This is a genomic window from Companilactobacillus bobalius, from assembly GCF_009764355.1.
In genome coordinates this window covers 23,853-50,186 of sequence record NZ_LNUA01000060.1, presented here as the reverse complement: position 1 = coordinate 50,186, position 26,334 = coordinate 23,853, and the positions used below count along the sequence as shown (strand labels likewise).

The 26,334-nt window shown below is 35.1% G+C and carries 31 protein-coding genes, 2 tRNA genes and 1 other annotated feature; of the genes, 27 read left to right on the top strand and 6 right to left on the bottom strand.

Translation table 11 applies throughout. The features are described 5' to 3' along the window. The first annotated feature begins 3 nt into the window (after positions 1-3). On the top strand, positions 4-411 hold the full coding sequence (locus ATN92_RS13750; protein WP_054641982.1) for a rhodanese-like domain-containing protein: 408 nt from the start codon (positions 4-6) through the stop codon (positions 409-411). A 58-nt stretch (positions 412-469) separates the two neighbouring features. Here ATN92_RS13750 and ATN92_RS13745 read toward each other — a convergent pair whose 3' ends face one another. Then, the gene (locus tag ATN92_RS13745) at positions 470-664 is read right to left on the bottom strand and encodes a DUF3042 family protein (protein ID WP_025084520.1); all 195 of its coding nucleotides are present in this window, start codon (positions 662-664) and stop codon (positions 470-472) included. Positions 665-750: 86 nt separating this feature from the next. On the opposite strand from ATN92_RS13745, the gene miaA reads away from it, so the two are divergent. From miaA to ATN92_RS13730, 4 genes are all read left to right on the top strand, one after another. After that, a complete protein-coding gene (gene miaA / locus ATN92_RS13740) occupies positions 751-1,677 on the top strand; it encodes a tRNA (adenosine(37)-N6)-dimethylallyltransferase MiaA (protein ID WP_056951342.1) in 927 nt (308 codons plus the stop codon). Then, positions 1,670-2,923, top strand: coding sequence for a methionine gamma-lyase family protein (locus ATN92_RS13735; protein ID WP_056951340.1), 1,254 nt, complete (start codon positions 1,670-1,672; stop codon positions 2,921-2,923). The genes miaA and ATN92_RS13735 overlap by 8 nt, the downstream gene beginning before the upstream one ends. A gap of 91 nt (positions 2,924-3,014) precedes the next feature. Beyond that, positions 3,015-3,146 (top strand): hypothetical protein, encoded by a 132-nt coding sequence (locus ATN92_RS19225; RefSeq protein ID WP_256970471.1) that lies wholly within the window; start codon positions 3,015-3,017, stop codon positions 3,144-3,146. Between the two features lie 245 nt (positions 3,147-3,391). Further along, entirely contained in the window at positions 3,392-4,366 is a 975-nt protein-coding gene (locus ATN92_RS13730; protein WP_056951338.1) for a cation diffusion facilitator family transporter, read from the top strand. Between the two features lie 47 nt (positions 4,367-4,413). On the opposite strand, the gene ATN92_RS13725 is transcribed toward ATN92_RS13730, so the two are convergent. The 4 genes from ATN92_RS13725 to ATN92_RS13715 all read right to left on the bottom strand — a co-directional run bounded on the left by ATN92_RS13725 (position 4,414) and on the right by ATN92_RS13715 (position 5,353). Beyond that, positions 4,414-4,487: transfer RNA gene (locus ATN92_RS13725), tRNA-Arg, on the bottom strand. A 147-nt stretch (positions 4,488-4,634) separates the two neighbouring features. Further along, positions 4,635-4,708: transfer RNA gene (locus ATN92_RS13720), tRNA-Arg, on the bottom strand. A 135-nt stretch (positions 4,709-4,843) separates the two neighbouring features. Beyond that, entirely contained in the window at positions 4,844-4,966 is a 123-nt protein-coding gene (locus tag ATN92_RS19220; RefSeq protein ID WP_256970564.1) for a hypothetical protein, read from the bottom strand. A gap of 186 nt (positions 4,967-5,152) precedes the next feature. After that, positions 5,153-5,353, bottom strand: coding sequence for a hypothetical protein (locus ATN92_RS13715; protein ID WP_054641980.1), 201 nt, complete (start codon positions 5,351-5,353; stop codon positions 5,153-5,155). Between the two features lie 186 nt (positions 5,354-5,539). On the opposite strand from ATN92_RS13715, the gene ATN92_RS13710 reads away from it, so the two are divergent. The 15 genes from ATN92_RS13710 (at position 5,540) to recN (ending at position 17,464) form a co-directional block, all read left to right on the top strand. Further along, complete coding sequence (locus ATN92_RS13710) at positions 5,540-6,943, top strand: carboxylesterase family protein (RefSeq protein ID WP_056951336.1); 1,404 nt, start codon at positions 5,540-5,542, stop codon at positions 6,941-6,943. After that, the gene (locus ATN92_RS18640) at positions 6,922-7,329 is read left to right on the top strand and encodes a hypothetical protein (RefSeq protein WP_056951334.1); all 408 of its coding nucleotides are present in this window, start codon (positions 6,922-6,924) and stop codon (positions 7,327-7,329) included. Before ATN92_RS13710 ends, ATN92_RS18640 begins: the two co-directional genes overlap by 22 nt. A 93-nt stretch (positions 7,330-7,422) precedes the next feature. Continuing rightward, the gene (locus tag ATN92_RS13700; protein WP_056951332.1) at positions 7,423-8,991 is read left to right on the top strand and encodes a hypothetical protein; all 1,569 of its coding nucleotides are present in this window, start codon (positions 7,423-7,425) and stop codon (positions 8,989-8,991) included. 44 nt (positions 8,992-9,035) lie between these two features. Next, positions 9,036-9,103: a sequence feature (ribosomal protein L21 leader region), on the top strand. A gap of 9 nt (positions 9,104-9,112) precedes the next feature. Continuing rightward, on the top strand, positions 9,113-9,424 hold the full coding sequence (rplU, locus tag ATN92_RS13695) for a 50S ribosomal protein L21 (RefSeq protein ID WP_025085481.1): 312 nt from the start codon (positions 9,113-9,115) through the stop codon (positions 9,422-9,424). A gap of 2 nt (positions 9,425-9,426) precedes the next feature. After that, complete coding sequence (locus tag ATN92_RS13690; protein ID WP_054641976.1) at positions 9,427-9,771, top strand: ribosomal-processing cysteine protease Prp; 345 nt, start codon at positions 9,427-9,429, stop codon at positions 9,769-9,771. Between the two features lie 12 nt (positions 9,772-9,783). Further along, positions 9,784-10,056 (top strand): 50S ribosomal protein L27, encoded by a 273-nt coding sequence (rpmA, locus tag ATN92_RS13685; RefSeq protein WP_025085479.1) that lies wholly within the window; start codon positions 9,784-9,786, stop codon positions 10,054-10,056. Between the two features lie 137 nt (positions 10,057-10,193). Then, complete coding sequence (efp, locus tag ATN92_RS13680) at positions 10,194-10,757, top strand: elongation factor P (protein ID WP_054641975.1); 564 nt, start codon at positions 10,194-10,196, stop codon at positions 10,755-10,757. 23 nt (positions 10,758-10,780) lie between these two features. Continuing rightward, positions 10,781-11,200 carry an Asp23/Gls24 family envelope stress response protein gene (locus ATN92_RS13675; protein WP_025085477.1) on the top strand — a complete coding sequence of 140 codons (420 nt, stop codon included), beginning with the start codon at positions 10,781-10,783 and terminating at the stop codon, positions 11,198-11,200. Positions 11,201-11,205: 5 nt separating this feature from the next. Beyond that, positions 11,206-11,610 carry a transcription antitermination factor NusB gene (nusB, locus tag ATN92_RS13670; protein WP_054641974.1) on the top strand — a complete coding sequence of 135 codons (405 nt, stop codon included), beginning with the start codon at positions 11,206-11,208 and terminating at the stop codon, positions 11,608-11,610. A 39-nt stretch (positions 11,611-11,649) separates the two neighbouring features. Further along, positions 11,650-12,498, top strand: coding sequence for a bifunctional 5,10-methylenetetrahydrofolate dehydrogenase/5,10-methenyltetrahydrofolate cyclohydrolase (locus tag ATN92_RS13665; protein ID WP_056951511.1), 849 nt, complete (start codon positions 11,650-11,652; stop codon positions 12,496-12,498). Then, complete coding sequence (xseA, locus tag ATN92_RS13660) at positions 12,491-13,840, top strand: exodeoxyribonuclease VII large subunit (protein ID WP_056951330.1); 1,350 nt, start codon at positions 12,491-12,493, stop codon at positions 13,838-13,840. Before ATN92_RS13665 ends, xseA begins: the two co-directional genes overlap by 8 nt. Further along, the gene (locus ATN92_RS13655) at positions 13,833-14,072 is read left to right on the top strand and encodes an exodeoxyribonuclease VII small subunit (protein ID WP_025085473.1); all 240 of its coding nucleotides are present in this window, start codon (positions 13,833-13,835) and stop codon (positions 14,070-14,072) included. Before xseA ends, ATN92_RS13655 begins: the two co-directional genes overlap by 8 nt. A 2-nt stretch (positions 14,073-14,074) precedes the next feature. Further along, positions 14,075-14,923, top strand: a complete 849-nt coding sequence (locus ATN92_RS13650) for a polyprenyl synthetase family protein (protein WP_056951328.1) — start codon at positions 14,075-14,077, stop codon at positions 14,921-14,923. 10 nt (positions 14,924-14,933) lie between these two features. Further along, positions 14,934-15,758 carry a TlyA family RNA methyltransferase gene (locus ATN92_RS13645; RefSeq protein WP_056951326.1) on the top strand — a complete coding sequence of 275 codons (825 nt, stop codon included), beginning with the start codon at positions 14,934-14,936 and terminating at the stop codon, positions 15,756-15,758. Positions 15,759-15,766: 8 nt separating this feature from the next. Continuing rightward, a complete protein-coding gene (recN, locus tag ATN92_RS13640) occupies positions 15,767-17,464 on the top strand; it encodes a DNA repair protein RecN (protein WP_056951324.1) in 1,698 nt (565 codons plus the stop codon). On the opposite strand, the gene ATN92_RS13635 is transcribed toward recN, so the two are convergent. After that, a complete protein-coding gene (locus ATN92_RS13635) occupies positions 17,456-17,776 on the bottom strand; it encodes a hypothetical protein (RefSeq protein WP_056951321.1) in 321 nt (106 codons plus the stop codon). The genes recN and ATN92_RS13635 overlap by 9 nt on opposite strands. 179 nt (positions 17,777-17,955) lie before the next feature. Between ATN92_RS13635 and gmk the strand changes: the two genes are divergently transcribed. The 7 genes from gmk (at position 17,956) to pknB (ending at position 26,329) form a co-directional block, all read left to right on the top strand. Further along, a complete protein-coding gene (gmk, locus tag ATN92_RS13630; protein WP_056951319.1) occupies positions 17,956-18,567 on the top strand; it encodes a guanylate kinase in 612 nt (203 codons plus the stop codon). Positions 18,568-18,571: 4 nt separating this feature from the next. Further along, positions 18,572-18,829: a DNA-directed RNA polymerase subunit omega gene (rpoZ, locus tag ATN92_RS13625; RefSeq protein ID WP_025085468.1), complete on the top strand. Its 258-nt coding sequence runs from the start codon at positions 18,572-18,574 to the stop codon at positions 18,827-18,829. 84 nt (positions 18,830-18,913) lie between these two features. After that, positions 18,914-21,322, top strand: a complete 2,409-nt coding sequence (gene priA, locus ATN92_RS13620) for a primosomal protein N' (RefSeq protein WP_056951317.1) — start codon at positions 18,914-18,916, stop codon at positions 21,320-21,322. Between the two features lie 10 nt (positions 21,323-21,332). Further along, positions 21,333-22,283, top strand: coding sequence for a methionyl-tRNA formyltransferase (gene fmt, locus ATN92_RS13615; protein ID WP_056951315.1), 951 nt, complete (start codon positions 21,333-21,335; stop codon positions 22,281-22,283). Beyond that, a complete protein-coding gene (rsmB, locus tag ATN92_RS13610) occupies positions 22,273-23,595 on the top strand; it encodes a 16S rRNA (cytosine(967)-C(5))-methyltransferase RsmB (RefSeq protein ID WP_056951313.1) in 1,323 nt (440 codons plus the stop codon). The genes fmt and rsmB overlap by 11 nt, the downstream gene beginning before the upstream one ends. Before the next feature lie 19 nt (positions 23,596-23,614). Then, positions 23,615-24,361, top strand: coding sequence for a Stp1/IreP family PP2C-type Ser/Thr phosphatase (locus ATN92_RS13605; RefSeq protein WP_056951311.1), 747 nt, complete (start codon positions 23,615-23,617; stop codon positions 24,359-24,361). Then, on the top strand, positions 24,362-26,329 hold the full coding sequence (gene pknB, locus ATN92_RS13600) for a Stk1 family PASTA domain-containing Ser/Thr kinase (RefSeq protein WP_056951309.1): 1,968 nt from the start codon (positions 24,362-24,364) through the stop codon (positions 26,327-26,329). Positions 26,330-26,334: the final 5 nt, after the last annotated feature.

The following is a 26,334-nucleotide window of genomic DNA, read 5'->3' as shown; positions in this document are numbered from 1 at the left end:
TTAATGCAAGTATTAAATGCAGTTTTGTACGTTATTGTAATAGGATTTATCATCTATTGGGTCGGCTCATGGCTTTATTATTGGTATAAAGGCAGACAAATGGGTGGCTCAGTTGATCAAAAAACCTTTGAAAAGACAATGAGAAAAGCTCAAATTGTTGATTTGAGAGAAAAAAATGCATTCGATGCAAAACATATCCTTGGTGCTAGAAGTCTTCCTTATACACAATTAAAATATAATGAGGGCGAATTGAGACCAGATCTTCCTGTATATTTATATGCAGATAGTAAGAATATTTGTGTTCGTGCTGCTATCAAGTTAACAAAAAAATGGGGCTTTACTGACGTTAAGTGGTTAGAGGATCGCTTTTCCGATTGGGAAGGTCAAACTAAAAAGACTACTAAACTATAAAAAAATGCTGTGCAGAAAAAATTCTGACACAGCATTTTTTATTATTTGAAATTAATAATTAACCTTGGTGTGCTTGAAGGCTCTTACGGTTAGCACGTCTGCGGTTTTCTTCTACTCGTTCGTTTTCTTCATTTTCAGGTTCGATAACCTTTTTCTTGAATGCATGTAGTGCACCATAAACGGCTGTTGCTGTTGTTAATGAACCAACAAGAAAGCCTTTAACAAAACGAAAGTGTTTTTGATTTTTTGCCATAATATAATTCCTCCTGTCTTTAGTTCTCATTATGGCTTATTTCCTTTAAAATATCTATAAAAGACTATATTAAGTGGGGTAATTTTTTGAAAAAAGTTATAGCAATTGTCGGTCCAACGGCTGTGGGAAAAAGTGCGTTGGGTCTAAAATTAGCTCAAGAGTTTCATAGTGAAATAATTTCTGGTGATTCGATGCAAATATATCGTCATTTGGATATTGGTACTGCCAAGGATTCGCCTGCCGAATTAAAAGCCGTGCCACACCATTTGGTTGATATTTGTGATCCAGATCAACGTTATACAGTTAAAAATTTTCAAGAACGTGCCAAAAAGATAATTACAGATTTGAATGAACAAGGAAAAATTCCATTCGTTGTTGGCGGAACAGGTTTTTATTTGAGTTCGTTGATAAATAATCTTAATTTAGGTGGAAATTCTACGGGGGACGACAAAGTACGTCAAGAGTTACTCGAAATCGAAAAGAATGATGGAGTGGGTAGGTTGCAATCAATTTTGAAGTCAGAAGATCCGATTGCTTATCGAAAAATTGATATTGAGAATTCTCGAAGACTAATACGAGCAATTGAAGTAATTCGTACTACTGGAAAATCAATAACAGATCAAAACAATGGTAATAAATGGGCTAACTTTTATTTAATAGGTTTAACCGATGATCGTCCTAAGTTATATGAACGGATTAATCAGCGTGTTGATAAAATGGTAGAAATGGGACTATTAGATGAGGCTGAGTACGTTTTTAAGCATCGTGAGACATTTGTCCAGGCAAAGAACGCTATTGGCTACAAGGAGCTATTTCCCTATTTTGAACAAAATACTCCTTTAGATAGTTGTCTAGATGAAGTTAAAAAGAATTCTCGTCATTTTGCCAAGCGACAATTTACATATTTCCGCAATCAAATGGATGTAGATTGGTATAATATTAGTGATGATAATAATTATCAAAAAACAATCGAGAAAAATATCATAAAATTTGTAGGAGGGCACAATGACTAAATGGAACGCAGCATTTCCAGATAAATTAAAAGAGGTTATCAAAGAGACTGATGAGATGATTGCTCCAAAGTTGGCTGAAATTGATGAGCAAGTTTTGGATAATCAAAATAAAGTTTTAGAGGCCTTTAGAAAAGAAAGTATTGATGAAAGTAGTTTGCTAGGTACGACTGGTTATGGGGATGACGATCGTGGTCGTGACCAATTAGAAGCTGTTTATTGTGACGTTTTTAAAACTGAAGCGGCTTTAGTACGTCCACAATTTGTTTCAGGTACACATACATTGGCAACAGCACTCTTTGGTATGCTTCGTCCAGGAGATAATTTACTTTATGTTACAGGCGAACCATATGACACTATGCAAGAGGTTATTGGAACTGCTGGTAATAAAAAGGGTTCATTGATTGATTATAAGATTGGTTTCGATTACGTTGAAATGGATGGCGACAAGGTCAACTTCGATTTGATGAAGAAGAAGATAAAAGAACAAAATCCTAGAGTTATTGCTATTCAAAGATCTCGTGGGTATTCCGTACGTAAGAGTTTGACAGTTAAAGAAATTGCTGAAATTATCAAGCAAGTTAAGACTGTTTCTGATGCAATTATCTTTGTTGACAATTGCTATGGTGAATTTTCCGAAACAATTGAACCTACCGAAGTAGGTGCTGATATTATGGCTGGTTCATTAATCAAGAATGCTGGTGGTGGTTTGGCCAAAGTTGGTGGCTATATCGTTGGTAAAAAGGATTTAGTTGAATTAGCAAGTTATCGTCTCACAGCTCCTGGAATTGGCGCTTCTGAGGGTCCTACAGTTGGTCGTTTGTCAGAAATGTTCCAAGGTTTCTTCCTAGCTCCAAGAGTAACTGGTAATGCTATTAAGGGTGCCATTTTTGAAGCAGGTATTTTTGAAAAATTAGGTTTGAATGTATCACCTAAGTGGAATGATGACCGGACAGATTTGATTCAAACTATTGAATTTAACGATCCGGATAAGATGGTTAAATTTGCCGAAATGGTTCAAAAATTCTCACCAATCGATTCCAATGTTTTGCCTGTACCTAGTGAAATGTCAGGTTATGAGGATAAAGTCGTTATGGCCGCCGGAACTTTTGTTTCTGGAGCAAGTATTGAATTCTCTTGTGATGGACCAATGCGTGCACCTTATATTATTTATATCCAAGGTGGCTTAACATTTGAACATGTTAAGATTGCTATTGCTAATGCATGTAAAGAATTATTCTTTAAGTAAAATAAGTATGGTTATAATAATTAAATCGTTTTGATTGTATTTTTTGTTTAGGAGTGTATAATTAGTATTCAAATAATTGGAGGTAAGCAATATGAGATATAAAGTTACTTTAGATACTAAGCATCAGTTGTTTACCGTATTTGATAAGAAAAACACTCGGGTTTCTGCATGCGGTAAGTCAATTGAAGAAGCTATGAACAAATTATTGAAGTTGAGCGCATAGCTTTGAGTTAATATGAATCATTTATTACAGAATTTGTAATTAATAATACAATTTCTTTACGGGAATTTTAAAATGGAGAATTTCTGGTTGATAGATGATATATTAAATGAGCAACGAAAGTTGCATTCTATCCTCAACGATAAAAGGGAGAGCCTCTTCGATATTGAAGGGGCTCTTTTTTTGTGATTTTAAAGTTAAAGCGCTAGGATTATTTAGTAAAAGGGTCTATTCAGTGAGGCATTATCATGCAAGAAAAAAAACAACATCTTCAAAAAGAAACGAAAGAATGGCATAAGATTCAACATCGAGAATTGAATAAATTACGCAGTGCTCAACATCATTTATTATTTAATGTAGGGGCATATTTAGCAATTTCTATAATTGAATTTTATTTGGCAGAGATTGGACATTCACAGACTTTACGTGCTGATGCTTTGAATAATTTAGCTGGAATTATATCAGCTGTCTTATTATTAGTAGGAATTTTTATTGCTCGAGATATTGACGATGACGATTTAATGGGACAACCTTTGCCAGAGGATATTCAAAACAATGGTCAACGATTGCAACTGACACGATTTCATTATGAAACAGTCTTTACTCTGATTACCGGAATAGTTATGATTGCTATTTCGCTGAACGTTATTTATGGTGGATTCAAGAGTCTAATGCATCCGAAATTACAAGAAGTACCTCAACCAATCACTCTATTAGGAGCGGGTGTTGCAATGGTAATTATGATAGTTGTTTGGTGGATGAATCGGTCTGCTGGTTTAAAACTACAGAATGCAGCTTTGACAGCAGCCTCTCAAGATAGTTTAAGTGATGCTTTGACCAGTTTGGGAACTATGGTAGCGATCGGTGGGGCCTTGTTATTTAAGATATCATGGCTTGATGGCGTGGCCAGTATCATTGTCGGTATTTTTATTTTGGTAGCTGGCATCAAGATTTTTAAAGAGAGCAGTTTAAATTTGGCTGATTATTTTGATCCGAAAGCCGAAATGCAATTTCGGAAAGTTATTGAGAATAATCCTCAGATAAAAAAGGTAGAGGATATAAATGCTCATTATAGTGGCAATATGGTTACTATGGATGTGATTATTGCTGTTGATGCTCATATGGAAGTGAAAGACAGTTACCGTTTAGGCGAAGAGATTGAGGCCCAAATGCGGCGTCAGTTTGGTATTGTCGATACAGATGTAATGGTCGTTCCAGCATAAAAAAAGCCGCTAGGATTATTCCTAACGGCTTTTAGCGTATAAAAAAATGTCACAGGTGAGATTCGAACTCACGACCTACGGTTTAGAAGACCGTTGCTCTATCCAACTGAGCCACTGTGACATCACTTATACTATTATAGAGAAAAGTGATTTGAGTTGCAATAATTAATTTGAATTTTTTTATCACAAAATATCGTTTAATTTGGTAAATAGATATTAAAAAAGCCATTAGGATTTTACTCCTAACAGCTTTTAATGTATAAAAAAATGTCACAGGTGAGATTCGAACTCACGACCTACGGTTTAGAAGACCGTTGCTCTATCCAACTGAGCCACTGTGACATCACTCGTACTATTATAGTGAAAGTGATGTCTTGATGTCAATAAAATTCTGACTAAATATTCGAAAAAAGAGCAAAATAAAAGGTCCACTTAATAATAAGTGAACCATCCCTAATAATAATTTACTGAATAACATTACTTACCAAACAAGAAGGGTTTGTTTTCAGCTTCAAGTTCGGAGAGTACCTCTCTATCTTGAGTAGAAGCTTCGTTTTTTTCGGCTTTTAATAATGACTTGATCCATGTTATCAATTTCATGATTTTCATCTCCGAAATAATCACAGCTTTTAATGTCATCAGCATCTGGACAGAACGCTTATAGGACAAGGCTTCCTTTAACTTTGTCCTTAGCCAAATTATATCAGAAAAAATAAAATTAAGATAAATTTATGCCTTATTTTGAAAAATATTTTTGTAATTTTCAAATGCAAGGGCATACAATTTTTAAAATTGATTATTTAGGGATTGAGCTAACTCTTTACGACGTCCCTCAATGATGTCCTGGAGTTCTTTTAAGTCTTCCAAGGTAGACTTTTTACGAATAAAACTTCTTGCGGATGAACGCATAGCAATATAGTTTGCACGTTCACGATGATTCTTATGCCATTTTTCATTGGCACGTTTTTGTGCATCTGTTAATACCATAAATTACTCTCCCTCTAAAAACGTATCCTTGAAATTATATACAAGCTTTATTAACTAAACAAGGCAAATTATGAATAAATTTATATAACTTTCTTGTAAAAATGGTTTCATGAAATTCTTGTACATTAATATTATTAGTTTAGAATATTAACTAAACCGATATTTTGTTCACTGGGGGTTTATTTGATGAAAAAGATTATAAAAACAACAACTGGTACTTTCCACGGAATCGCTGATCATCAGCATGTGGACTTTCTAGGAATTCCTTTTGGTTACGGTCGAAGATTCAAGCGAGCTGAAGAATTTTCGATTGCCAAATTTGGTAAACAAGAAATCAATAAACTCCAATATGCTGTACATAATGGTACACAGCCAATGCAAGATGAGGCTTTGGAACAAAATGATAGTAAAATTAATTTTGGTGAAAATTGTTTGAATTTGGATATTTGTACACCGGATGTCGATGGGCATTATCCGATCGTCATTGAATTATATGGCGGAGGATTTACAACAGGTGGAAATTATCAAAAGCAGATGTCCTGGCTGGATCATCAAGAAGTAGTGCATGTTGTTCCTAATTATCGATTAGGTTTATTTGGTTGGGGGAAAGTTGACGGTGGTGACACTAATGTCGGCTTATCTGATCAATTAATGGCAATCCAATGGGTTATAGATAATGCACGCAGTTTTGGTGGCGATGTCGATAATATTAATTTGATAGGATTGTCTGCTGGAGCAAAATCAATTTCTGCTTTGATGGCATCCAATTCTAAAATGCTGGATCGTATTAAGAAAGTTATTATGTTCTCTGGTGGCGTACAGACTATACGCGATTTAGAGACCGCTCAAAAAGTAATAGATAATATTTGTCGAACTAACAAAATTAAAACAAGTAAAGATTTATTCAATTTGACTGACGATGGTTTACAGTTAGCTCAGAAGACAGCTTTACAAGGACATTTTGCAACTAACTGGTTTGGTCCTGTGATCGATGACGATTTAATTTCTGCTGATTGGCAAGATAAACTAATTCAACGTGTAAAGAGAACTAATTTTAAAACGATTATTTCAGCTGGCAGCAACGAATTGAAATTCTTTGAAGATATGGATTCGACTCAGATTGAAGAAAATGTTTTGCCAGATCTGTTTGGTGAGAATATTGAAGCCTTGAAACAAGAACTATTAGGTAAGGATTACTCTAAAGAGGAATTGATCCAAATGCTAGGCAACGCAATGTATGCTTTACCTGCAAGGAAATTGGCAGATTTGTTGATTAAGAATAGTGATGCAGAAGTTTATTGTAATTATGCCAAAGTTGATGAAGGAAAACATGGTGGAATTGTACGCTATTTGAATACACCAACTGCTGATTTGAAAATTGACTATCGTAAGAATCAATTGCACATGCTTCGTTTGTTGAAAGAATTTATTAATAATGGCAAACCTTACGATGAAGAAATTAAATTTGAATGGCCCGCTTATGATGATGATCGATTGGTTCTTGAATTAGATCCAGATGATCTTAAAAGTATCTCTGTAATAAGCCGTCGGAGCCCTAATGATTTGCCTTGGCAATCGTACAAACTATAGTTATAAATAAATATTGTAATTTGTATCATAAAAAATATATTGCAATTAATATATCTCACTTTTATACTATAGATGTTGTGCTTAAGTTTAAGCATCTTTTTGCGGTGCTTAGGATTTTAGAGGTGGGCGATTTGAAAAGAAAGTTTTCATTTGTTATTACAATTGCTTTCATTTTAATTGATGTTGTTGCAGCATTTTTAACGCAGCAGGCGATTATTAGTAATTTAATGGGGATTTTAATTGGTGTAGGGCTAATCATTGCTCTTATACTAATAACAAGCTTGATCAGAAGATTGAAACTTAGTAGAGGTAAACTAGTTTTGGCAACACTATTTTTCTTTTTGGTCATCGGGCATGTAGTCATGGCAACATTGCCAATATATTAAAACTGAATATTGTAAAAGGATTGTGAAGAATAGAGTCTTCACAGTCCTTTTTTAGTATAATTATTTGGTAAGTCATTTTTTAAGGGGCTAATTATGTCGAGTCGTTCATGGAGAAGAATAATCATTGGAATTATTTTTCTAATAATAACTATTTTTTATACATTTCTATTTTTAAAACACGCATCAGTGACTAATGAATTGATTTTCAATATTGCGCATATTAAAAGTCTGTCTAATATTTTTACTTCACCAATCAATTTTGATTATTGGGGTCATACGGGCAGTCTGATTAATTTTTATAGTCCTTGGCTGACAATACTGCCAGGATTATTATTTTTAAATCAAAACGTCATTATTGGCTTTGTAGTTATTTTTGCATTGGTTACCTATCTGACCTTAACTAGTTCTTATTACTATATGAAAAAGTTTTCTAACGATACCTTGGAAGCATTACTGTTTGCCGTAATCTATACATTGTCTTTTAATCGTTTCTTGTTGGTTTTTGATGAACAGAGGATTGAAAACTATTTAGTCTTAATCTTTTTACCGATGGTCTATTATGGAGCATTTCAAATTTTTAATGGTAAATTTCAAGATTGGTTGACATTAACTTTAGGGATGACGTTAATTATCTGGACAAGTCCATATATGGCGGTTGCAGTTATTCTAACTTTGTTACCAATATTACCGTTGATGATTTTTTCAAAGCTTTCACATAATTGGACATATTGGGGAAAAACTCTGTTGAATTTAATTAAAGCTGGATCAGTAACAGGACTATTGACGGTTGGTTATTGGGGACCGTTATTGGAGAATCAGTGGTCCGAGAAAATAGTGCAACAGAAGCGTCCTCAATTTGATTACTGGTCTTGGCTCAACCAAGAGTTCCTAGCAAAAAATAATTGGTATCTTGTTTTAATTCTGGCAATTTTATTAGGTCTAGTTTTGATCATAATTTTCTTAAAGAGTTCTTTCAGTTATAAAATTATGATTTTGGAGAGTTTTGCTTTAGCAACTTTATTAGTTATTCGTCCAAGATTAGCTTTTGATACAAGTCGTTTGCTGTTTGCTATGATAACGATTCTGGATCTGTTTGCTATCATTATTTTAATTCGAGTAGTTTTATTGCTTTTCCAAGAAGGACCAGCTATTTTACAGTTGCTGATTCTACTATTAGCTATTGGCGATTTTGGTTATCTAACATTTAGTCAAGCAAATCAATTACATCCACATAATAAAATTGAATTTGCTCAAAAAATTGACTATAAGAATTTGGCTGTGAATTATCATGATAAAGCTTCAGATAGTAAAAATCATTTCTTGATTGATGGTCGTAGCAGTCAGGTGCAGTTTAATGCCAAAGGAAATGAATATTGGTTGCAATATTACAATCCTAAATCAGTAACGATGGATATTCCGATTCAAAAGTACGATGGGTATAAAGTTACTATTAATAATGAACAACCTAAAATCACTCGTTCCAATCGTCAAACATTACTGTTGCAGACGGATCCAAATAAAAATATTATTGAAGTCCATGCTCACTATACTGTTTTGGCTATAATTTCTTTGTTAATCAATTTATTTAGTTTTATTGGTTTGAGCTATATTTATTTCAGTGATAAATGGAAAATGAAGAAAAAAATCGTGGCAGAGAGTTGAAAAAGTATGTGAAATTTGCTATATTTTATTAGTTGCAATCACTATTGCATCTACAACCGCTCAAAACTAGGTTTAAGCTTAGTGCACCTAGTTGGCGAGTCTTAGAAGGGAGTGTACGTTTATGTACGCAATTATTAAAACTGGTGGTAAGCAATATAAAGTTGAAGAAAATGCTTCAATTTATGTTGAAAAGCTTGATGTCAAAGAAGGAGACGCAGTTACATTTGATGATGTAATCTTAGTTTCTGATGGCAAAACTGTTAAAGTTGGTAGCCCAGTAGTTGAAGGCGCTAGTGTTTCTGGTAAGGTTGAGAAACAAGGTAAGGAAAAGAAAGTTGTTACTTACAAGTACAAACCTAAGAAGCATTCACACAAAAAGACAGGTCACCGTCAACCATATACAAAGGTACTTATCGATAGTATCAAGGCTTAATCATGATAAGAGCGAGTTTTCACCAGAATTCAGATGAACAGATTGATTCCTTTTTAATTAAAGGACATGCTGATTCGGGACCTTATGGTCAAGATTTGGTTTGTGCTGCTGTTTCAGCAGTGACAATTGGAACAATCAACAATCTGGAAAAACTTACTGGGGCCAGTCCTCAGGTCGTCATGGATGAAGTTAATGGTGGTCATCTTGGCTGCCAATTCGATAAAGCAGTTTCACATGACACTGCCTTATTATTAGATAATTTATTTTGGATATTGAAAGATATTGAAGGTAGTTATTCTAAAAATATTGAAGTTCAAGTGCAAAAAAATAATATAGATCTTGATTAGGAGGTAAATTTCATGCTTAAGATGAATTTACAATTTTTCTCTCACCATAAGGGTGGTGGATCAACAACTAATGGCCGTAACTCAGCTGGTCGTAGACTAGGTGCAAAGCGTGCTGATGGTCAAGCTATCACTGCTGGTGCAATTATTTATAGACAACGTGGAACAAAGATTCACCCAGGTGCTAATGTTGGCCGTGGAAATGATGATACATTGTTCGCACTTAAAGATGGCGTTGTTAAGTTCGAAAGACTTGGCAGAGACAAGAGAAAAGTTTCAGTATACTAATATATTGAGAAAAAAAGAGGACAATGTTCCTCTTTTTTTTATATAATAAGTATGAGTTATTGCCATTAACACCGAAATATTGGTAAGATAATGTATAGTGTTCTATTGGCAAAATTTAGGAACCAAGGGAGAAAGAAATGTCAATTTCAGTAAATGAATTTAAAAATGGATTAACAATCGAAGTAAAAGATGGTATCTGGCGTGTTGTAGAATTTCAGCATGTTAAGCCAGGTAAGGGTAGTGCCTTTGTTCGTTCAAAGTTAAAGAATTTAAGAACTGGTGCCGTTCAAGAAATGACATTCAGATCAACTGCTAAGGTTGAAAAAGCTAACATCGAAAACAAAAAGATGCAATATCTATATGCAGAAGGTGACAACTACGTCTTCATGGATACTACAACTTATGAACAACTTTCATTGCCAGGCGACGAAATTAGAGATGAGCTTAAGTTTTTGAAAGAAAACATGGAAGTCAGCGTAGTTATGTATAATGGTGAAACACTTGGTGTTGATGTACCTAATACAGTTGATCTTAAGGTTGTTGAAACCGAGGCTTCAATTAAGGGTGATACACAATCTGGTGGTTCAAAACCAGCTACTATGGAAACAGGCTTAGTTGTGCAAGTACCATTCTTCGTTAACGAAGGTGATATGCTAACTATCAATACACAAGATGGTACTTACATTTCACGTGCTAATTAATAACTGATTATGGAGATAAGTTTATGGCTGAACAAAAATATGTTTCTCTACAACAAGATAGTGGAAAAATAAACGGTAATGTTGAAATATCACATCAAGTTATTGAGATCCTTCTTGGGATTGCTACAAACCAAGTTGAAGGTGTTTACGAAATGCGTGGCACTATTTCTAGTCGAATAGATTCACTTTTTGGCAGAATCAATCATGGTAAGGGCGTTGATGTGTCGTTCAATGACGATCAAATATCTGCGGATGTTTATGTATATTTGGAATATGGCGTATCGATTCCAAAAGTATCCTTGGAGATCCAAAAATCAGCCATTGAACAACTCGAATTCATGACCGATTTAGACTTAAGTGAAATTAACGTACATGTTGTAGGTTTGATCGCTAAAAAAGATAGCGGCGAAATAGAACGTGTAACAACTGATAAAAAGGAATAAAACTAGTGATAAGTAGACATAAGATCAGAGAACTCGCAGTTCAATCACTATTTTCTATTGAAACGACTCAGGATACTCCTCAAGATGCTATTTCTTCTACCATGCAATTATGCGATTTAACATCAGAGGCAGTGCCAGATTATTTGACGTTTCTAGTTTCAGGTGTTGTAGAACACCAAGATGATCTTGACAAAGAAATTTCAGAACACTTAAAGAATAAGTGGACTGTTCAGCGTCTATCCAGAATTGACCGCTCGATTTTACGTGTGGGATTATTTGAAATGGAAAATAGTTTAGAAGTACCCAGAAAAGTAGCTATTGATGAAGCAATTGAAATGGCTGGCGATTTTGGTGACAAGGACTCAAAGTCCTTCGTTAATGGTATTTTATCTAATTTTGTAGAAGGGTAAGGCTGGTGATTTTTTGCCAGCCTTTTTATGGTGATTAGTGTGAATTTATTAGAAGGTAAAAAAGTAGCAACAGCATTAGATGAAACAATGATAAAGCGTGTTCAAGTTTTGAAAGAAAAGGGTGTAACTCCTGGTCTAGCTGTTATCTTAGTTGGTGACAACAGTGCCAGTGCAGTTTATGTTCGTAATAAGAAACGTCGTGCTGAAAAATTAGGAATTGATTTTCAACTCATCCATTTCGATGCCACCGTTACGGAACAAGAGTTGCTAAATAAAATTGATGAATTAAATAATGATCCAGCTATTGATGGATTTATCGTTCAATTACCAGTTCCAGATCATATCGATGAAGATAAAGTTATTGAAGCTATCAGTCCAGCTAAGGATGTTGATGGTTTTACACCAATTAGTGTTGGAAACTTATGGATTGGTACACCACTAACAAAACCAGCCACAGCTTCCGGTATTTTAATGATGTTAGACTATTACAATGTTGACCTTGATGGTAAAGATGTTGTTATCGTTGGACGTAGCAATATTGTGGGTAAACCTACTGCTGCTTTGATGTTGGATCGTAATGCCACTGTAACGATCACGCATTCACATACTAAGAACCTAAAAGAAATAACAAGTAAGGCTGATGTGCTAGTAGTTGCCATTGGACAAGCTAAATTTATTAAAAAAGATTATGTCAAAGACCAAGCAATTGTTATCGATGTCGGAATGGACCGCGATGAGAATGGCAAGCTTTGTGGGGACGTTGATTTTGACGATGTTAAAGATCACGTTTCAATGATCACACCAGTACCTGGTGGGGTTGGCCCAATGACAATTACTGCATTAGTAGATCAAGTGATTGAATTAGCCGAAGGCAGGGCAAATGGATAATGAGCAATATTTAACTGTAACAGCTTTAACTCAATATCTGAAAAGAAAATTTGACGTGGACCCTTATTTGGGACACGTCTATTTGATGGGAGAAATTTCTAACTTTAGAATACGTCCCAATGCTCATCAATATTTTTCTTTGAAAGATGATAAAGCCAAGATTTCAGCTATCATGTTTAAATCAAATTTTAGTAAAGTTAAATTTCAACCAGAAGAAGGAATGAAAGTTCTTGTCAAAGGTCGAATTTCACTTTATGAACCTAGTGGTTCTTATCAGATTTATGTTGAATCGATGGAACCCGATGGATTAGGAGCTTTGTACTTAGCTTTTGAGCAATTGAAGAAAAAGCTAGCGGCACAAGGTGTCTTTGATTTACCTAAAAAGCCTATACCACAATTTCCTAAACGAATAGCAGTGGTAACCAGTCAATCAGGTGCGGTTATTCATGATATTATGACAACCGTTGCTCGAAGGTACCCAATTGTGCAAATAGTTTTGTATCCAGCTCAAGTTCAAGGTCAAGAAGCTGCTCCGACGATTGTTAAGCAACTGAAACGAATCAATGAAAATGGCAACTACGACACTATCATCATTGGGCGTGGTGGTGGATCGATTGAAGATCTATGGCCATTCAATGAGGAAGTGGTTGCACAAGCCATTGTTCAAAGTAAGATTCCTGTGATTAGTTCAGTTGGTCATGAAACTGATACAACTATCGCTGATCTAGTTGCTGATTTAAGAGCGGCTACACCAACAGCTGCGGCTGAATTGGCCACACCTGTGTTGAGGGATGTCTTATTGCATCTGCAAGATCTCAATACAAGACTGTATAATGCACAAACTAAGATTATAGGTAATTACAAGGATAAGGTTGATTCTTTGTCTCAGAATGTCTTTTTGCAACATCCAGAGCGAATCTACGAAGTGTATTTACAAAAAGTTGATTATCTGCAGGATAAATTACATCAGAATTTCTCTAATTCATTGAGCAGGTCAAAAACAGAATTGATTCAATATGCTAATCGATTGGTACAAGCATCACCTAGAGATCAAATCTATAGTTACGCCAATCAGGTTAATCGGTTGTATCAAATTTTGATTAATAATGTGAATAAAATTATCAATAAAAACCGTAATGTATTTAATAGTGAGGTTGCTACATTGGATTCGTTGAGTCCACTGAAGACTTTGAGCCGTGGTTATGCCATTCCTACTAGTAAATCAGGTAAAGTATTAAAAAATGTGACTGATTATCAAGTGGATCAAGAGGTTGACCTAAAAGTTAAAAATGGTAACGTCAAGTTAATAACCAAAGAAGTAAGCGAGGACGGAAATGGCTGAAAAGAAAAAATCATTTGAAGAAAATCTTGCTGATTTAGAAGCAATTGTAACTAATCTTGAGGCAGGAAACGTTCCTCTAGAAGAGGCAATGGAAAAATTCAAGACAGGTGTTACTTTAAGTAAGGAACTTGAAAAAACTTTGAGTGATGCTGAAGAAACTGTAACCAAAGTCATGACAAAAGATGGCGAGGAAATTAATATCAAACAAGATCAAGATAAGGATCAAAAATAATTATGGAAATAAAAGAATTCTCTGATTTTTGCGATCAAGTCTTGCCGGATTTTAATAAATTTTTAGATGACAAATTAAAGTCTGAAATAAAACAAACTACTTTAAGAGATGCCATGCTTTATTCGTTAGATGCCGGTGGTAAAAGGGTTCGTCCAATGCTTTTTTTGGCAGTTGCTTATTCTAGCGGTATCAAGTTAGACAAGCTTTCACAATTTTACGATATTGCTGGTGCAATTGAATTAGTACATACTTATTCGTTGATTCATGATGATTTGCCTGAAATGGATGATAGTGATTACCGTCGTGGTAAATTGTCGAATCATAAGCAATTTGGTGTAGGTCCTGCCGTTTTGGCCGGGGATGGTTTGTTAACGCAAGCCTTCTATTGGATTGCTAAATCAAGTTTAAGTACCGATAAGCGTATGGCTGCTGTAAGAATTTTGGCTCATAATGCTGGTCCTATGGGAATGGTAGCTGGTCAAATGACTGATATCACCATGGAAAGTAAGATTTTAACTGAAGATGAATTAACAACTCTACACAGAGAAAAAACAGCTGATCTAATTACTGCAGCTGTAACAACTGGAGCCTTTTGTGCCGGTCATGAGCTATCGAAGAATTTAGTTCAATATGCGAATGATATCGGTTTGGCTTTTCAGTTGAAAGATGATTTGAATGATGCTGACGATGGTGAGGATAGTAATAAGAATACTTTCCCTAATTTGATTGGCAAAGAAGCAACAGAAGCTAAGTTGAAAGACTTAGTTAAAGATGCTTTGAATGCAGTTTTAAAAGAAAACGAGTTTGACAAGAATTTATTGGTAAGCTTCTTAGATTATTTCAAAGAATAGGTGACACATATTGGCAAAAAAAAGAATTGATGTTTTATTAGTTGAACAAAATTTATTTGAATCCAGAGAACAAGCTAAACGCTCGGTTATGGCTGGGGAAGTTTATAATCAAGACAATTTGCGCTTTGATAAGCCGGGGGAAAAAGTTGATCCAGATACTGTTTTCCATCTAGCTAAGAATGCTCATAGCAAATATGTCAGTCGTGGTGGCTACAAGCTTGAAAAAGCTTTGAAGTCTTTTGACATTGATTTGACCGATCGGATCTGTTTGGATATCGGTTCATCAACAGGTGGCTTCACAGACGTAGCTTTACAAAATGGCGCACAAAAGGTTTACGCGCTAGATGTTGGTTACAATCAATTGGCTTGGAAACTGAGAAAAGATGAACGTGTAGTTGTTATGGAGCGAGTTAATTTCCGCTATAGTAAGCCAGAAGATTTTCATGAAGGTTTACCTAGTTTTGCAATGACAGATGTTTCCTTTATTTCTCTGGAATTAATTTTGCCACCAATGTTTAACATCATTTTGCCAGGTTCAGATGCAGTTTGCTTAATCAAACCACAATTTGAAGCTGGTCCCGAAAATGTTGGTAAGCATGGGATTGTCCGTGATCACAAAGTTCATAAGATGGTCTTAGAGAAGATTACTAATTTTGCTAAAGAGGCTGGATTCATTGTTTCTGGTTTAGATTATTCACCTATCAAGGGTGGAGAAGGTAATATTGAATTCTTGATGCACATTCAAAAGCCTCAAGAAGAACAACCTGGTGAAATTTTAGATAATGTTTCTGTTGAGAATACGATGGAAGCAGCTTACGCAAATCTTAATAAATAGGTGAGATAATGCTAAAAAAACTAATAATCAATAACTTTGCGATTATTAATAAGCTACAGATTGATTTTAAAAGTGGGATGACTGCTTTAACTGGTGAAACCGGAGCTGGTAAGTCAATTATTATTGATGCTTTAGGTTTATTAGTTGGAAGTAGATCGTCAATTGATTTTATTAGAACGGGACAAGAGCAATTAAATGTGCAAGGACTATTTGAGGTAAAAGCAAGTAGTCCTATTTTTGCTATTCTGGCTGAATATGGAATTGCTCATGATGATAATCAAATTATTATTAAACGAGAGATCAACCGTAAGGGACGGAATGTTTGTCGTATCAACAATGAATTGGTGAAAACAAATGTTTTACGACAAGTTGGTAAATTTTTAGTTGAGATTCACGGTCAAAATCAACAACAAGAGCTATTAGATGAAGATAATCACATCAACATTTTGGATCGATTTGCCGATGACGACTTTCAAGGTGATTTAGTGAAATATGCTCAACTATTTGAAGAATATCAAGCCAAACGTAGTCGATTAAGAACTATTCAAAAAAATTCTCAAAATTTAGTGCAAAGAATTGATATGCTTAAGTTTCAAATTGAGGATATTGATAGTGCTCAATTACAAGCAGGTGAAGATGATAAGTTAGAAGATGAGAAAAATCAATTATCTAACTTTGAAAAAATCAGTTCATCTCTTCAAGATAGTTATCGAGGCTTATCTGAGAATAATGTTGGTGTCGTGGATACTTTAGGAAATGTACGTGATAATTTAGAGGAAATCATGGACTATGATTCTTCTTATAAGGAACTCTATGATTCTATCAACGGAGCCTATTATCAATTACAGGACAATGCTGCCATGATTGCTGATCAGTTGGAGAATCTTGATTTTGATGAGAATCGTTTGGATGAAATTCAAAAACGTTTGATTACTTTAGATAATTTAAAAAAGAAGTATGGTCCTACCTTAGATGAAGTTATTGAGTTTGGTAAGAGTGCTCATGATGAATTGTCTAAGATTGATATTGATGATGATACTGAAGCCAAATTGGCAGATGAAATTACTCAGTATCAAACCAAGTTACTTAATTTAGGTAAGGATTTATCTAAGCAACGTCACAAAACTGCCACAGCTTTGGAAAAATCAATCAATCGTCAATTAAAAGATTTATATATGCCCAATGCTAAATTTGGTGTTGCTTTTAAATCATTGGATGATGATAATTTATCACCTAAAGGAATTGATCAAATTCAATTCAACTTGAAAACAAATATCGGTGAAGATTATAAACCGCTGGTTAAGGTTGCTTCAGGTGGTGAATTATCTCGTGTTATTTTAGCTTTTGAAGCTATTATTGCTGAAAAAATGAATGTAGAGACAATTGTTTTTGATGAAATTGATACAGGTGTCAGTGGTCGAGTTGCACAGGCCATTGGTGATAAAATTTATAAGGTTTCACAATTTTTGCAAGTTCTCTGTATTACGCACTTGCCACAAGTTGCAGCTATGAGTGATATTCAATTTGAAATCAAAAAAGAGACCGTTAAGGATAAAACAGAAACAAAAGTTTCTATACTTAACGATCTCCAAAGGATTGAAGCTATTTCTTTAATGTTGGCTGGGACTAAGGTAACTGATTTGACTAGGAAGCATGCTCAAGAGTTGTTGGAATTGGCTCAAGGAGAGCAACAAAGATTAGACTAGGTTGATTGACTTGATTTGATCGAGCGTTGCAATTTTAAAGAAGGTTGAATTCATCTTAAATACATATTTATTTTTATTAACTTGTGAAATAAATTTGCCTTGGAACTGTTCATCGTTTAACATTGTAATAACGACAGAATAATGTCTTTGAAAACTCTGTTCTGCGAAAAGTTCTATTTGCATAAAAGGCATTTGTTTAATTTGAAGATTCTGATTACTTTCAATATTAAAATCAAAGTTATTATTAATAAAATTAGCGGTATGGTTGATTAGATTTGTAGTGAAATGATTGTATGCTTGTTTTGCTTGCATTTTTAAACCCCCGAACACTTGTTTGTGTCTTTATTATACGAACCTTTGTTCGAAAGAGCAACTCTATTTTTTTATTTCTTTGGAAATTTTTATATTGACAAGTCGGAAAACCTTGAAAATTGAATGATTTTATTGCATGATAGATACCATATTATATAGATAGTAGGGATAACTTAATTATGTCAACAAGGGGAATGTTAATCGTTTTATCAGGTCCATCTGGAGTAGGTAAAGGAACTGTTAGAAAAGCTATGCTTAAGAATTCATCAATCAAATTTGATTATTCTGTTTCGATGACTACTCGTCAAATGCGTCCTGGAGAGGTCGATGGAGTCGATTACTATTTCCGAACAAATGAAGAATTTGAAGAAGAAATAAACAATGGTGGCATGCTTGAATATGCTAAGTATGTCGATCATTACTATGGAACACCATTAAAGTACGTTAATCAAAAGCTAGATGCTGGGATTGATGTCTTGTTGGAAATTGAAGTGAATGGTGCAATGCAGGTTCGTGAAAAGATGCCTGATGGTGTCTTTATCTTCCTTACACCACCTGATTTAACTAGTTTACGAGATCGTATTACTCATCGTGGTACAGATGATGAGAAGACAATTGACAAACGTATGGTTCAGGCTAAAAGGGAAATTGAAATGATGACAAGCTATGACTATGCCGTCGTAAATGATAAAATACCTAATGCAGTCGAAAAAATTGAAGGTATAATTAGAGCCGAACACTTAAGAGTGCCACGCGTAATTGATAAATACAAAAAGATAATAGGAGATTGATAATATGATTATTTATCCATCAATTGATAAACTTTTAGATCGAGTTGATTCTCGATACTCATTGGCAGTTCTAGCCGCAAAGCGTGCTCACCAATTAGAGAATGGTGATATTGAATTATTGAACAAATATGAATCACCAAGAACTGTTGGCCGTGCACTTGAAGAGATTGCTGACGACAAAATCGAAATTGATCCTAATTCAATTCTTCTTGAAAAAGAAGCTGAAAAGATTGAAGAAGAGAAAAAAGAAGAAGACAAATAAACCATTCCTTCACTGATTGTTGAATTAGTGGAGGCTTTTTTATTTAAAAAATCTTTTTAAAAATCTATTTATTGGGTGGTTTTTATGGCAGTAGCAGAGATAATTGTGGATGTACCTACTATGCAAACTAATCGACCATTTGAATATTTGATACCTGATTCTTTGGCAGAAGTTGTTGTACCAGGAATGCGAGTTGAAGTACCTTTTGGTCGTGGAAAAAGAAAAATTCAAGGTTTTGTTATGCAGGTCAAGGCAACAAGTGACTTTCAAGGTAAATTAAAACCCATTTCAAGAGTGATTGATTTGAAGCCGGTTTTATCAGATGAGATGTTGCAATTATCATACTGGTTGGCCGATCGAACATACTCATTTCAAATTTCATGTCTACAAACAATGCTTCCTAGTGTCATGAGAGCAAAGTATAAGCAATATGTTATTCCCTTAGATAAAGAGGATACAGAGGTTCAGACACTCTTAGATGGTAAGGAAACATTGGAAATTACTAACCAACTAGATGATGCCACAATTAGATTAATTAATAAATTACGTCAAAATAATAAGATTGATATTCAATATGTTGTTGAGAATCAGGCACTACAGATTAAACGTCAAGCAGTGACGACAAGTCTAAATGTTATTCAATTACATGAGGCTAAAAGTAAATTACGTGCTAATGCTAAATCACAGATCAAATTATTAGATTTTTTGGCACATCATTTGGAAGAACTGCCAGTCGAGTTGAATGTTTTGCAAAAAGAATTTGGAATTTCTCGTTCAGCTATTAAGACAGCTGAAAAGAATCAATTATTACAAATAACTGAGGTCACTAAGTTACGTAAACCAGTTGGAATAGATCCTGAAAAGACAACCAAACTCAAATTAACAGAAGAACAACAAGTCGCAGTGTCTGAAATCGGTGATGCTATTCAAAGCGAAACGCCACAAACTTTTTTAGTTGAAGGTGTCACGGGTAGTGGTAAGACCGAAGTTTATTTACAGACAATTGAGAAAGCTTTGCAACAGAATAAAACAGCTTTGATGCTTGTACCAGAAATTTCTTTGACGCCACAAATGGTCAATCGAGTGGTTGGACGTTTTGGTAATCAAGTCGCTGTGTTACATAGTGGCTTATCGAGTGGTGAGCGATATGACGAGTGGACTCGAATTGAAAATCATGATGTTAAAGTGGTTGTTGGAGCTAGAAGTGCCGTCTTTGCACCGTTAAATAAAATTGGTTTAATCATTATTGATGAGGAACACGAAGCCAGTTATAAACAGGATGATAATCCTCGTTATAATGCTCGTGATGTGGCTTTGTGGCGGGCACAAATGAATCATTGCCCAGTTGTTTTAGGAAGTGCAACTCCATCGTTAGAATCACGTGCACGGGCTGAAAAAGGTGTATATAGACTGATTCGGATGAAAAAACGAATTAATAATCAAAATTTACCTCATGTACAAATTGTGGATATGAGGGATGCGGAAAATTCCGCAACTAAAGGTGATTTTTCACCAGCCTTAAAAGAAAGCTTACAGACGACTCTTCAAAGACATGAACAAGCAATTGTGCTATTGAATCGTCGGGGTTATTCCTCTTTCATGATGTGTCGGGAGTGTGGATTTGTTTTGAAATGTCCTAATTGTGATGTTTCACTGACATATCATAAAGATCTAGGTAAGATGAAATGTCATTATTGCGGACATGAAGAACCTGTACCAAAATATTGCCCTAATTGTAAAAGTAAGAAAATCGGCTTCTATGGAACTGGAACCCAAAATATTGAACAACAATTAAATACACTATTTCCCGAAGCACGTGTTTTAAGAATGGATGTTGATACCACACGTCGTAAGGGTTCACACGCCAAGATTTTGCAAAAATTTGGCCAACATCAGGCTGATATATTACTGGGAACACAGATGATTGCCAAAGGATTAGATTTTCCCGATGTCACTTTAGTTGGGGTAATCAATGCTGATACAACATTGAGCTTGGCTGATTTTAGGGCTAGTGAACGAACTTTCCAATTATTAACCCAAGTTAGTGGTCGTGCAGGTCGAGCCGATAAAACTGGTCATGTCGTGATTCAAACTTTTAATCCAGATCATTATGCAATTAAAGATGCAGCTGAGCAGGATTATGAAACTTTCTTTAAACAAGAGATGTACATCAGACATCAATCTAACTACACGCCATATTACTTTACGACTCTAATCAGTGTCGCGAACAAAGATGAAGGACAAACTTTAAAACAAAGTTATTGGCTCAAAAAACAGCTAGAAACGTCGTTATCAAAGGATGCTATCTTATTAGGACCTAGTCCAACGATGATTTCACGTAAACAAAACAAATATTATTATCAAATTATTGTAAAATATAAACATGAACCTCAATTGCATCAAAAATTATTAGAAATTTTAAACGAGACTCAGGCAGATGCAAAAAAGGGTTTTACGATTGCGATTGATAATGAACCACAACATATAGATTAAAGGTGATTGAATGACAAAAGTTATATTTTTAGGAACACCAGAATTTTCTGCAACAGTTTTAAAGGGACTTCTAAAAGAAGGCTATGATGTAATTGCTGCAGTGACTCAACCGGATAAGCCAGTTGGTCGTAAGCAAAAGTTGCAAAAGAGCCCAGTAAAGTTAATTGCTGAAGAAGAGAATATTAAGCTCTATCAACCAGCTAAGTTACCAGGAAGTCCAGAAGTTGAAGAATTAAAAGCATTGCAAGCTGATTTGATAATCACAGCAGCTTATGGTCAATTTTTACCAACTTCTTTCTTGAATTCAGCTAAAGTAGCGGCTATTAATGTACATGGCTCCTTGTTACCTAAGTATCGTGGTGGTGCCCCAATTCAATGGTCATTGCTTAATGGCGATAAAGAGACAGGAATTACCATCATGTATATGGTTAAAGGAATGGATGCTGGTGATATCATCAGCCAAGAGAAGTTACCAATTGAAAGAGACGATGATAACGGTAGTTTGTTTGAAAAATTAGCTATTGTTGGTCGTGAGTTATTGCTTGATACTATTCCTAAGATTTTGAGTGGCGACATTCAACCTATTCAACAAGACCCTGATAAGGTAGTTTTCTCACCAAATATTTCTAAAGAACAAGAACACATTGACTTCACACAGCCAGCTGAGACTGTTTTTAATCAAATTAGAGCATTGAGTCCCGATCCAGGTGCTTGGATGATGCTTAACGGTCAAAGAACTAAGCTTTATAAGACAGAAGTTGAAGAAATCAATTCTGATTTACCTGTAGGTAGTGTTTATGACTTAGGTAAAAAACGCTTGGTTATTGTTGCTGGTGATGGACAAGGCGTTTCAATCAAAAAGATTCAACCAGCCGGTAAAAAAATTATGGATATTGCCAACTATATGAATGGTTTGGGCAAAGATCTAGAAAAAGGACAACAAGTAATAGATGAAAAATAATCCACGTGAATTAGCAGTAATTGCTTTAACAAAAGTTTTCCAAAATAAAGCATACTCAAATATTGAAATCAGTAATTTATTGAAAGATTCTGATATGTCAGATGCTGACAGTCGTTTAATGACCAATATTGTTTATGGTGTTATTCAAAATAAATATGTTTTGGAATATGAATTGAAGCCATATTTGCAAGATAAAAAAGTTGAATTGTGGCTAGATCTTTTATTGATGAGTGCCGTGTATCAATTGCACTTTTTAGATAAAATTCCTGATCATGCTGTTTTAAACGAATCAACCGAGATTGCTAAACAAAAAGCTGGTCGTGGGGCCGGTAATTTGGTTAATGCGGTTTTAAGAAATTATCAACGACATGGTTATAAGGAATTGCCTAAGAGTAATTCTGTCTATGATTTGAGTTTACGTAACAGCATTCCTCGTTGGTTAGTTGACCTCTTCATTGATCAACAAGGACTTGATAAGACTAAGGAAATCCTCAGTTCAATTAATCAACCATCACACGTTTCTATTCGTGTGAATACTAATAAGACAACGGTTAAGGATTTGCAGGAAGCTTTGGATAAACAAGGCTTCGATGTTCATCCCAGCAAGATTTCTTCAGTTGGTTTAATCTGTAAGAGTGGTAATTTAGTTAACACACAAGAATTCCGTGATGGCTTGTATACTATCCAAGATGAAAGTTCAATGTTGGTTGCTCCAGCACTTGATGTTCAACCTGACAGTAAAGTATTAGATGCTTGTTCAGCTCCTGGTGGTAAAACAACTCATATTGCTAGTTACTTAAAAGACGGGGAAGTCTTTGCCTTAGATATTCACAAACACAAGACTAAATTAGTTCGTGAAAATGGTGAAAGAATGGGTTATGGCGACCTTATCAGCACTGGAGCAGTTGATGCTCGTAAAGCTAAGGATGTTTTGAATACTAAATTTGATCGTATTTTAGTTGATGCCCCATGTTCTGGACTTGGCTTGATCCGTAGAAAACCAGAGTTAAGATACTTCCGTAAAGAAGAAGATTTAAATAACTTGCAACGTGTTCAATTAGAAATTCTCGATAGCATGGTAGATTTACTAGAAGTTAACGGGAAATTAGTTTTCAGTACTTGTACTTTTGATGATGAAGAAAATGAACTAGTCGTAAAGAAATTCCTCGATAAACATTTGAACTTTGATTTAATTCCAGTTAAACATGATCCCGCTTTGGATGGATCAATGACTCATGGAATGTTAAAAATCTTCCCAAGTGATTACTTCACAGATGGATTCTTTATAGCAGCGTTTGTTAGAAAAAACTAAAGAGGTAAGGTTGAGACTAATGAAGTATGCGTTATTAACTGATGTTGGAAAACTCAGAGAAAATAATCAAGATTACGTCAATGTTTTCAAGAATAAAAAAAATATTGTTTTTGGCATCGTAGCTGATGGTATGGGCGGACACCGTGGCGGTGATGTCGCTTCAGATATGGCAGTCTCACATTTGGGACATAATTTTGAAGAGTCCGAAGTCGATAATATTACTGAATTACGTGAATGGATCATTAGGGAATTAAGTAAGGAAAATGATCGAATTGTTTCCGTTTCTAATCAATTTGATGATTTGAATGGTATGGGAACAACTATGGTTGGTGTTTTCTTTATTGATAAGAAAATGATGGTCGTCAATGTTGGTGATTCACGATGTTATATTTATACAAATGATGAATTAAAACAATTGAGTGTAGATCACTCACTAGTTCATGAATTGTTAGAAACTGGTCAAATTAGTCCTGAAGAGGCTGAGAATCATCCACAGAAGAACATCATTACTCAAACTTTGGGTGTTTCGCAGACTGTTCAACCACGGGTGAAAGATTTTGATCTAGTACCTGATTCAATTATTTTGTTGTGTACAGATGGATTAACTAATATGGTTCCTGAGAATGAAATTAGGGATATTTTGGCTCAAGAATTAAGCTTAGAGGCTAAGTGTCATCTTTTAATTGATAAAGCTAATACCGCCGGGGGAAGAGATAACATTACCGCCTTGCTCTTTTCTACAAATGAAGACGGAGGTAAGCATTAAATGGAGAAGGGTTACCTAGTAGATGGTCGTTATGAGATTCTAGGTACACTTGGCGAAGGTGGAATGGCCAATGTTTATTTGGCTAATGACACGCTTTTAAATCGAAAGGTTGCCGTAAAAGCTTTGAGATATGATCTTCAAGATGATGAATCTGTCAAAAGAAGATTTGCTCGTGAAGCTAAAGCAACTAGTGGACTCTCCAATCCTAATATCGTAAATGTCCTAGATGTCGGAAATGACAAGGGCGTTCAATATATTGTTATAGAGTATGTTGATGGTCCGAATCTTAAGAAGTATATAAGAACACATTTCCCAATTCCTTATCATGAAGTTGTCGATATTATGAAACAGATCTGTATGGCTGTTTCAGATGCACATGAACATGGAATTATTCATCGTGATTTAAAACCAGAAAATATTTTGGTTGATGAATCTAAGGACCCAATACAAGTTAAAGTTTCTGATTTTGGAATAGCCTTAGCTTTAAGTGAACGTTCGATTACCAGAACTAATTCACTCTTGGGTTCAGTACATTACATGTCGCCGGAACAGATAAAAGGTCGTTCAGCTACAGTTTTGTCGGATATTTACGCTTTAGGGATCATTTTGTTCGAGTTATTGACTAAACATGTTCCCTTCACAGGAGATACAGCGGTAACGGTCGCTCTGAAGCATTCTAAAGAAGATATGCCGGATTTACGTAAGATTGACCCTGATATTCCGCAACCACTGGAGAACGCCGTTTTGAAAGCTACAGCAAAGGATCCAGATCAACGTTATCAATCTGTTAGAGAAATGTGCGATGATCTGAATACTTGTTTGATGCCTGAACGTGCTGATGAACCAAAATTTATACCGACCCCAATTAATAATTTAGAAGAAACACGTGTGATGGAACCTTTGAATGACACTGCTGACGATGCACCGGTCCCTAAACACCAGACAAAAAAATTAAGTAAAAAAAGAAAAATAATCTTGTTAGCATCACTTGTTCCATTGATTTTGATTTTGTTTATCATTGCAATGGTCATCAAGAGTAATCAAGAAACAACGGTGCCAGATTTGTATAATTTGACCGTTAAGCAGGCAAATGTCATGTTAAAGAGCTCTAATCTCCAAGTTGGAGATCTATCTAGGGAAAATGATGACGATGTTGAAGCAGGGCATGTCATCAAATCAATCCCAGCTAAGGGTTTGAAATTGAAGAATGGCGCACAAGTCAATTTGGTCGTTAGCCTGGGAGCTACGTACTACAAGATGCCAAAATTGGTGGGTAAACAGTATGAAGACGTTTCTGATAATCTGAAGAAACGAGGCTTCAAGGTTAAGATTGAATACAAGGCTACAAACGAATATGTGGCTGGAACGATTTTAAAGCAAAGCATTCCTAAAGGTAAAAAAGTTGTTACAAAGAATAAATCTTTAACTTTGACTTTAGCTAAAATTAAGACGGTTAAACCTAAGATGGTTAAAGTACGTGATCTTGATGGATATAATTTGAAGAGCATTCAAGATTATGCCAGTGAAACCGGACTGAGTTTAAATACTTCTTATCAGTATTCAGATGATGTTGAAAGCGGTCTTTTGATTAGTCAAAATCCAGCCGCTAATAGTACAATTAATCAAGGTGGTACATTGGCAGTTGTTATCTCTAAAGGGAAAGACCCTGATAAGTCAACAAGTACAGATAAGGATGACAGTGACAGTAGTGACAGTGATAATGATAGTAGTTCATCGTCAACAAGTACTGTAACTAAGGATATTACGATTCCTTACGATAATGGCGGAAATAATAGTGTGACAATTTATATTTCTGATGCCACACACAGTATTGGGACAGTCTATAAGACAATGACAATTACACAAGATACTCCCGTAACATTGAGTTTTAATTTAAAGGATGGACAAACTGGATCATACGTAGTTGAACGAGATAACAAGACCGTTCTAGGTGGTTCAGTTAAATAGGTGAT

Excerpts from the sequence above, each read along its gene's own strand:
- ATN92_RS13750 (WP_054641982.1), top strand. The coding sequence starts at position 4 with ATGCAAGTATTAAATGCAGTTTTGTACGTTATTGTAATAGGATTTATC.
- ATN92_RS13745 (WP_025084520.1), bottom strand. The coding sequence starts at position 664 with ATGGCAAAAAATCAAAAACACTTTCGTTTTGTTAAAGGCTTTCTTGTT.
- ATN92_RS13735 (WP_056951340.1), top strand. The coding sequence starts at position 1,670 with ATGACTAAATGGAACGCAGCATTTCCAGATAAATTAAAAGAGGTTATC.
- ATN92_RS19225 (WP_256970471.1), top strand. The coding sequence starts at position 3,015 with ATGAGATATAAAGTTACTTTAGATACTAAGCATCAGTTGTTTACCGTA.
- ATN92_RS13730 (WP_056951338.1), top strand. The coding sequence starts at position 3,392 with ATGCAAGAAAAAAAACAACATCTTCAAAAAGAAACGAAAGAATGGCAT.
- ATN92_RS19220 (WP_256970564.1), bottom strand. The coding sequence starts at position 4,966 with ATGAAATTGATAACATGGATCAAGTCATTATTAAAAGCCGAAAAAAAC.
- ATN92_RS13715 (WP_054641980.1), bottom strand. The coding sequence starts at position 5,353 with ATGGTATTAACAGATGCACAAAAACGTGCCAATGAAAAATGGCATAAG.
- ATN92_RS13710 (WP_056951336.1), top strand. The coding sequence starts at position 5,540 with ATGAAAAAGATTATAAAAACAACAACTGGTACTTTCCACGGAATCGCT.
- ATN92_RS13700 (WP_056951332.1), top strand. The coding sequence starts at position 7,423 with ATGTCGAGTCGTTCATGGAGAAGAATAATCATTGGAATTATTTTTCTA.
- rplU (WP_025085481.1), top strand. The coding sequence starts at position 9,113 with ATGTACGCAATTATTAAAACTGGTGGTAAGCAATATAAAGTTGAAGAA.
- ATN92_RS13690 (WP_054641976.1), top strand. The coding sequence starts at position 9,427 with ATGATAAGAGCGAGTTTTCACCAGAATTCAGATGAACAGATTGATTCC.
- rpmA (WP_025085479.1), top strand. The coding sequence starts at position 9,784 with ATGCTTAAGATGAATTTACAATTTTTCTCTCACCATAAGGGTGGTGGA.
- efp (WP_054641975.1), top strand. The coding sequence starts at position 10,194 with ATGTCAATTTCAGTAAATGAATTTAAAAATGGATTAACAATCGAAGTA.
- ATN92_RS13675 (WP_025085477.1), top strand. The coding sequence starts at position 10,781 with ATGGCTGAACAAAAATATGTTTCTCTACAACAAGATAGTGGAAAAATA.
- xseA (WP_056951330.1), top strand. The coding sequence starts at position 12,491 with ATGGATAATGAGCAATATTTAACTGTAACAGCTTTAACTCAATATCTG.
- ATN92_RS13655 (WP_025085473.1), top strand. The coding sequence starts at position 13,833 with ATGGCTGAAAAGAAAAAATCATTTGAAGAAAATCTTGCTGATTTAGAA.
- ATN92_RS13650 (WP_056951328.1), top strand. The coding sequence starts at position 14,075 with ATGGAAATAAAAGAATTCTCTGATTTTTGCGATCAAGTCTTGCCGGAT.
- recN (WP_056951324.1), top strand. The coding sequence starts at position 15,767 with ATGCTAAAAAAACTAATAATCAATAACTTTGCGATTATTAATAAGCTA.
- ATN92_RS13635 (WP_056951321.1), bottom strand. The coding sequence starts at position 17,776 with ATGCAAGCAAAACAAGCATACAATCATTTCACTACAAATCTAATCAAC.
- gmk (WP_056951319.1), top strand. The coding sequence starts at position 17,956 with ATGTCAACAAGGGGAATGTTAATCGTTTTATCAGGTCCATCTGGAGTA.
- rpoZ (WP_025085468.1), top strand. The coding sequence starts at position 18,572 with ATGATTATTTATCCATCAATTGATAAACTTTTAGATCGAGTTGATTCT.
- priA (WP_056951317.1), top strand. The coding sequence starts at position 18,914 with ATGGCAGTAGCAGAGATAATTGTGGATGTACCTACTATGCAAACTAAT.
- fmt (WP_056951315.1), top strand. The coding sequence starts at position 21,333 with ATGACAAAAGTTATATTTTTAGGAACACCAGAATTTTCTGCAACAGTT.
- rsmB (WP_056951313.1), top strand. The coding sequence starts at position 22,273 with ATGAAAAATAATCCACGTGAATTAGCAGTAATTGCTTTAACAAAAGTT.
- ATN92_RS13605 (WP_056951311.1), top strand. The coding sequence starts at position 23,615 with ATGAAGTATGCGTTATTAACTGATGTTGGAAAACTCAGAGAAAATAAT.
- pknB (WP_056951309.1), top strand. The coding sequence starts at position 24,362 with ATGGAGAAGGGTTACCTAGTAGATGGTCGTTATGAGATTCTAGGTACA.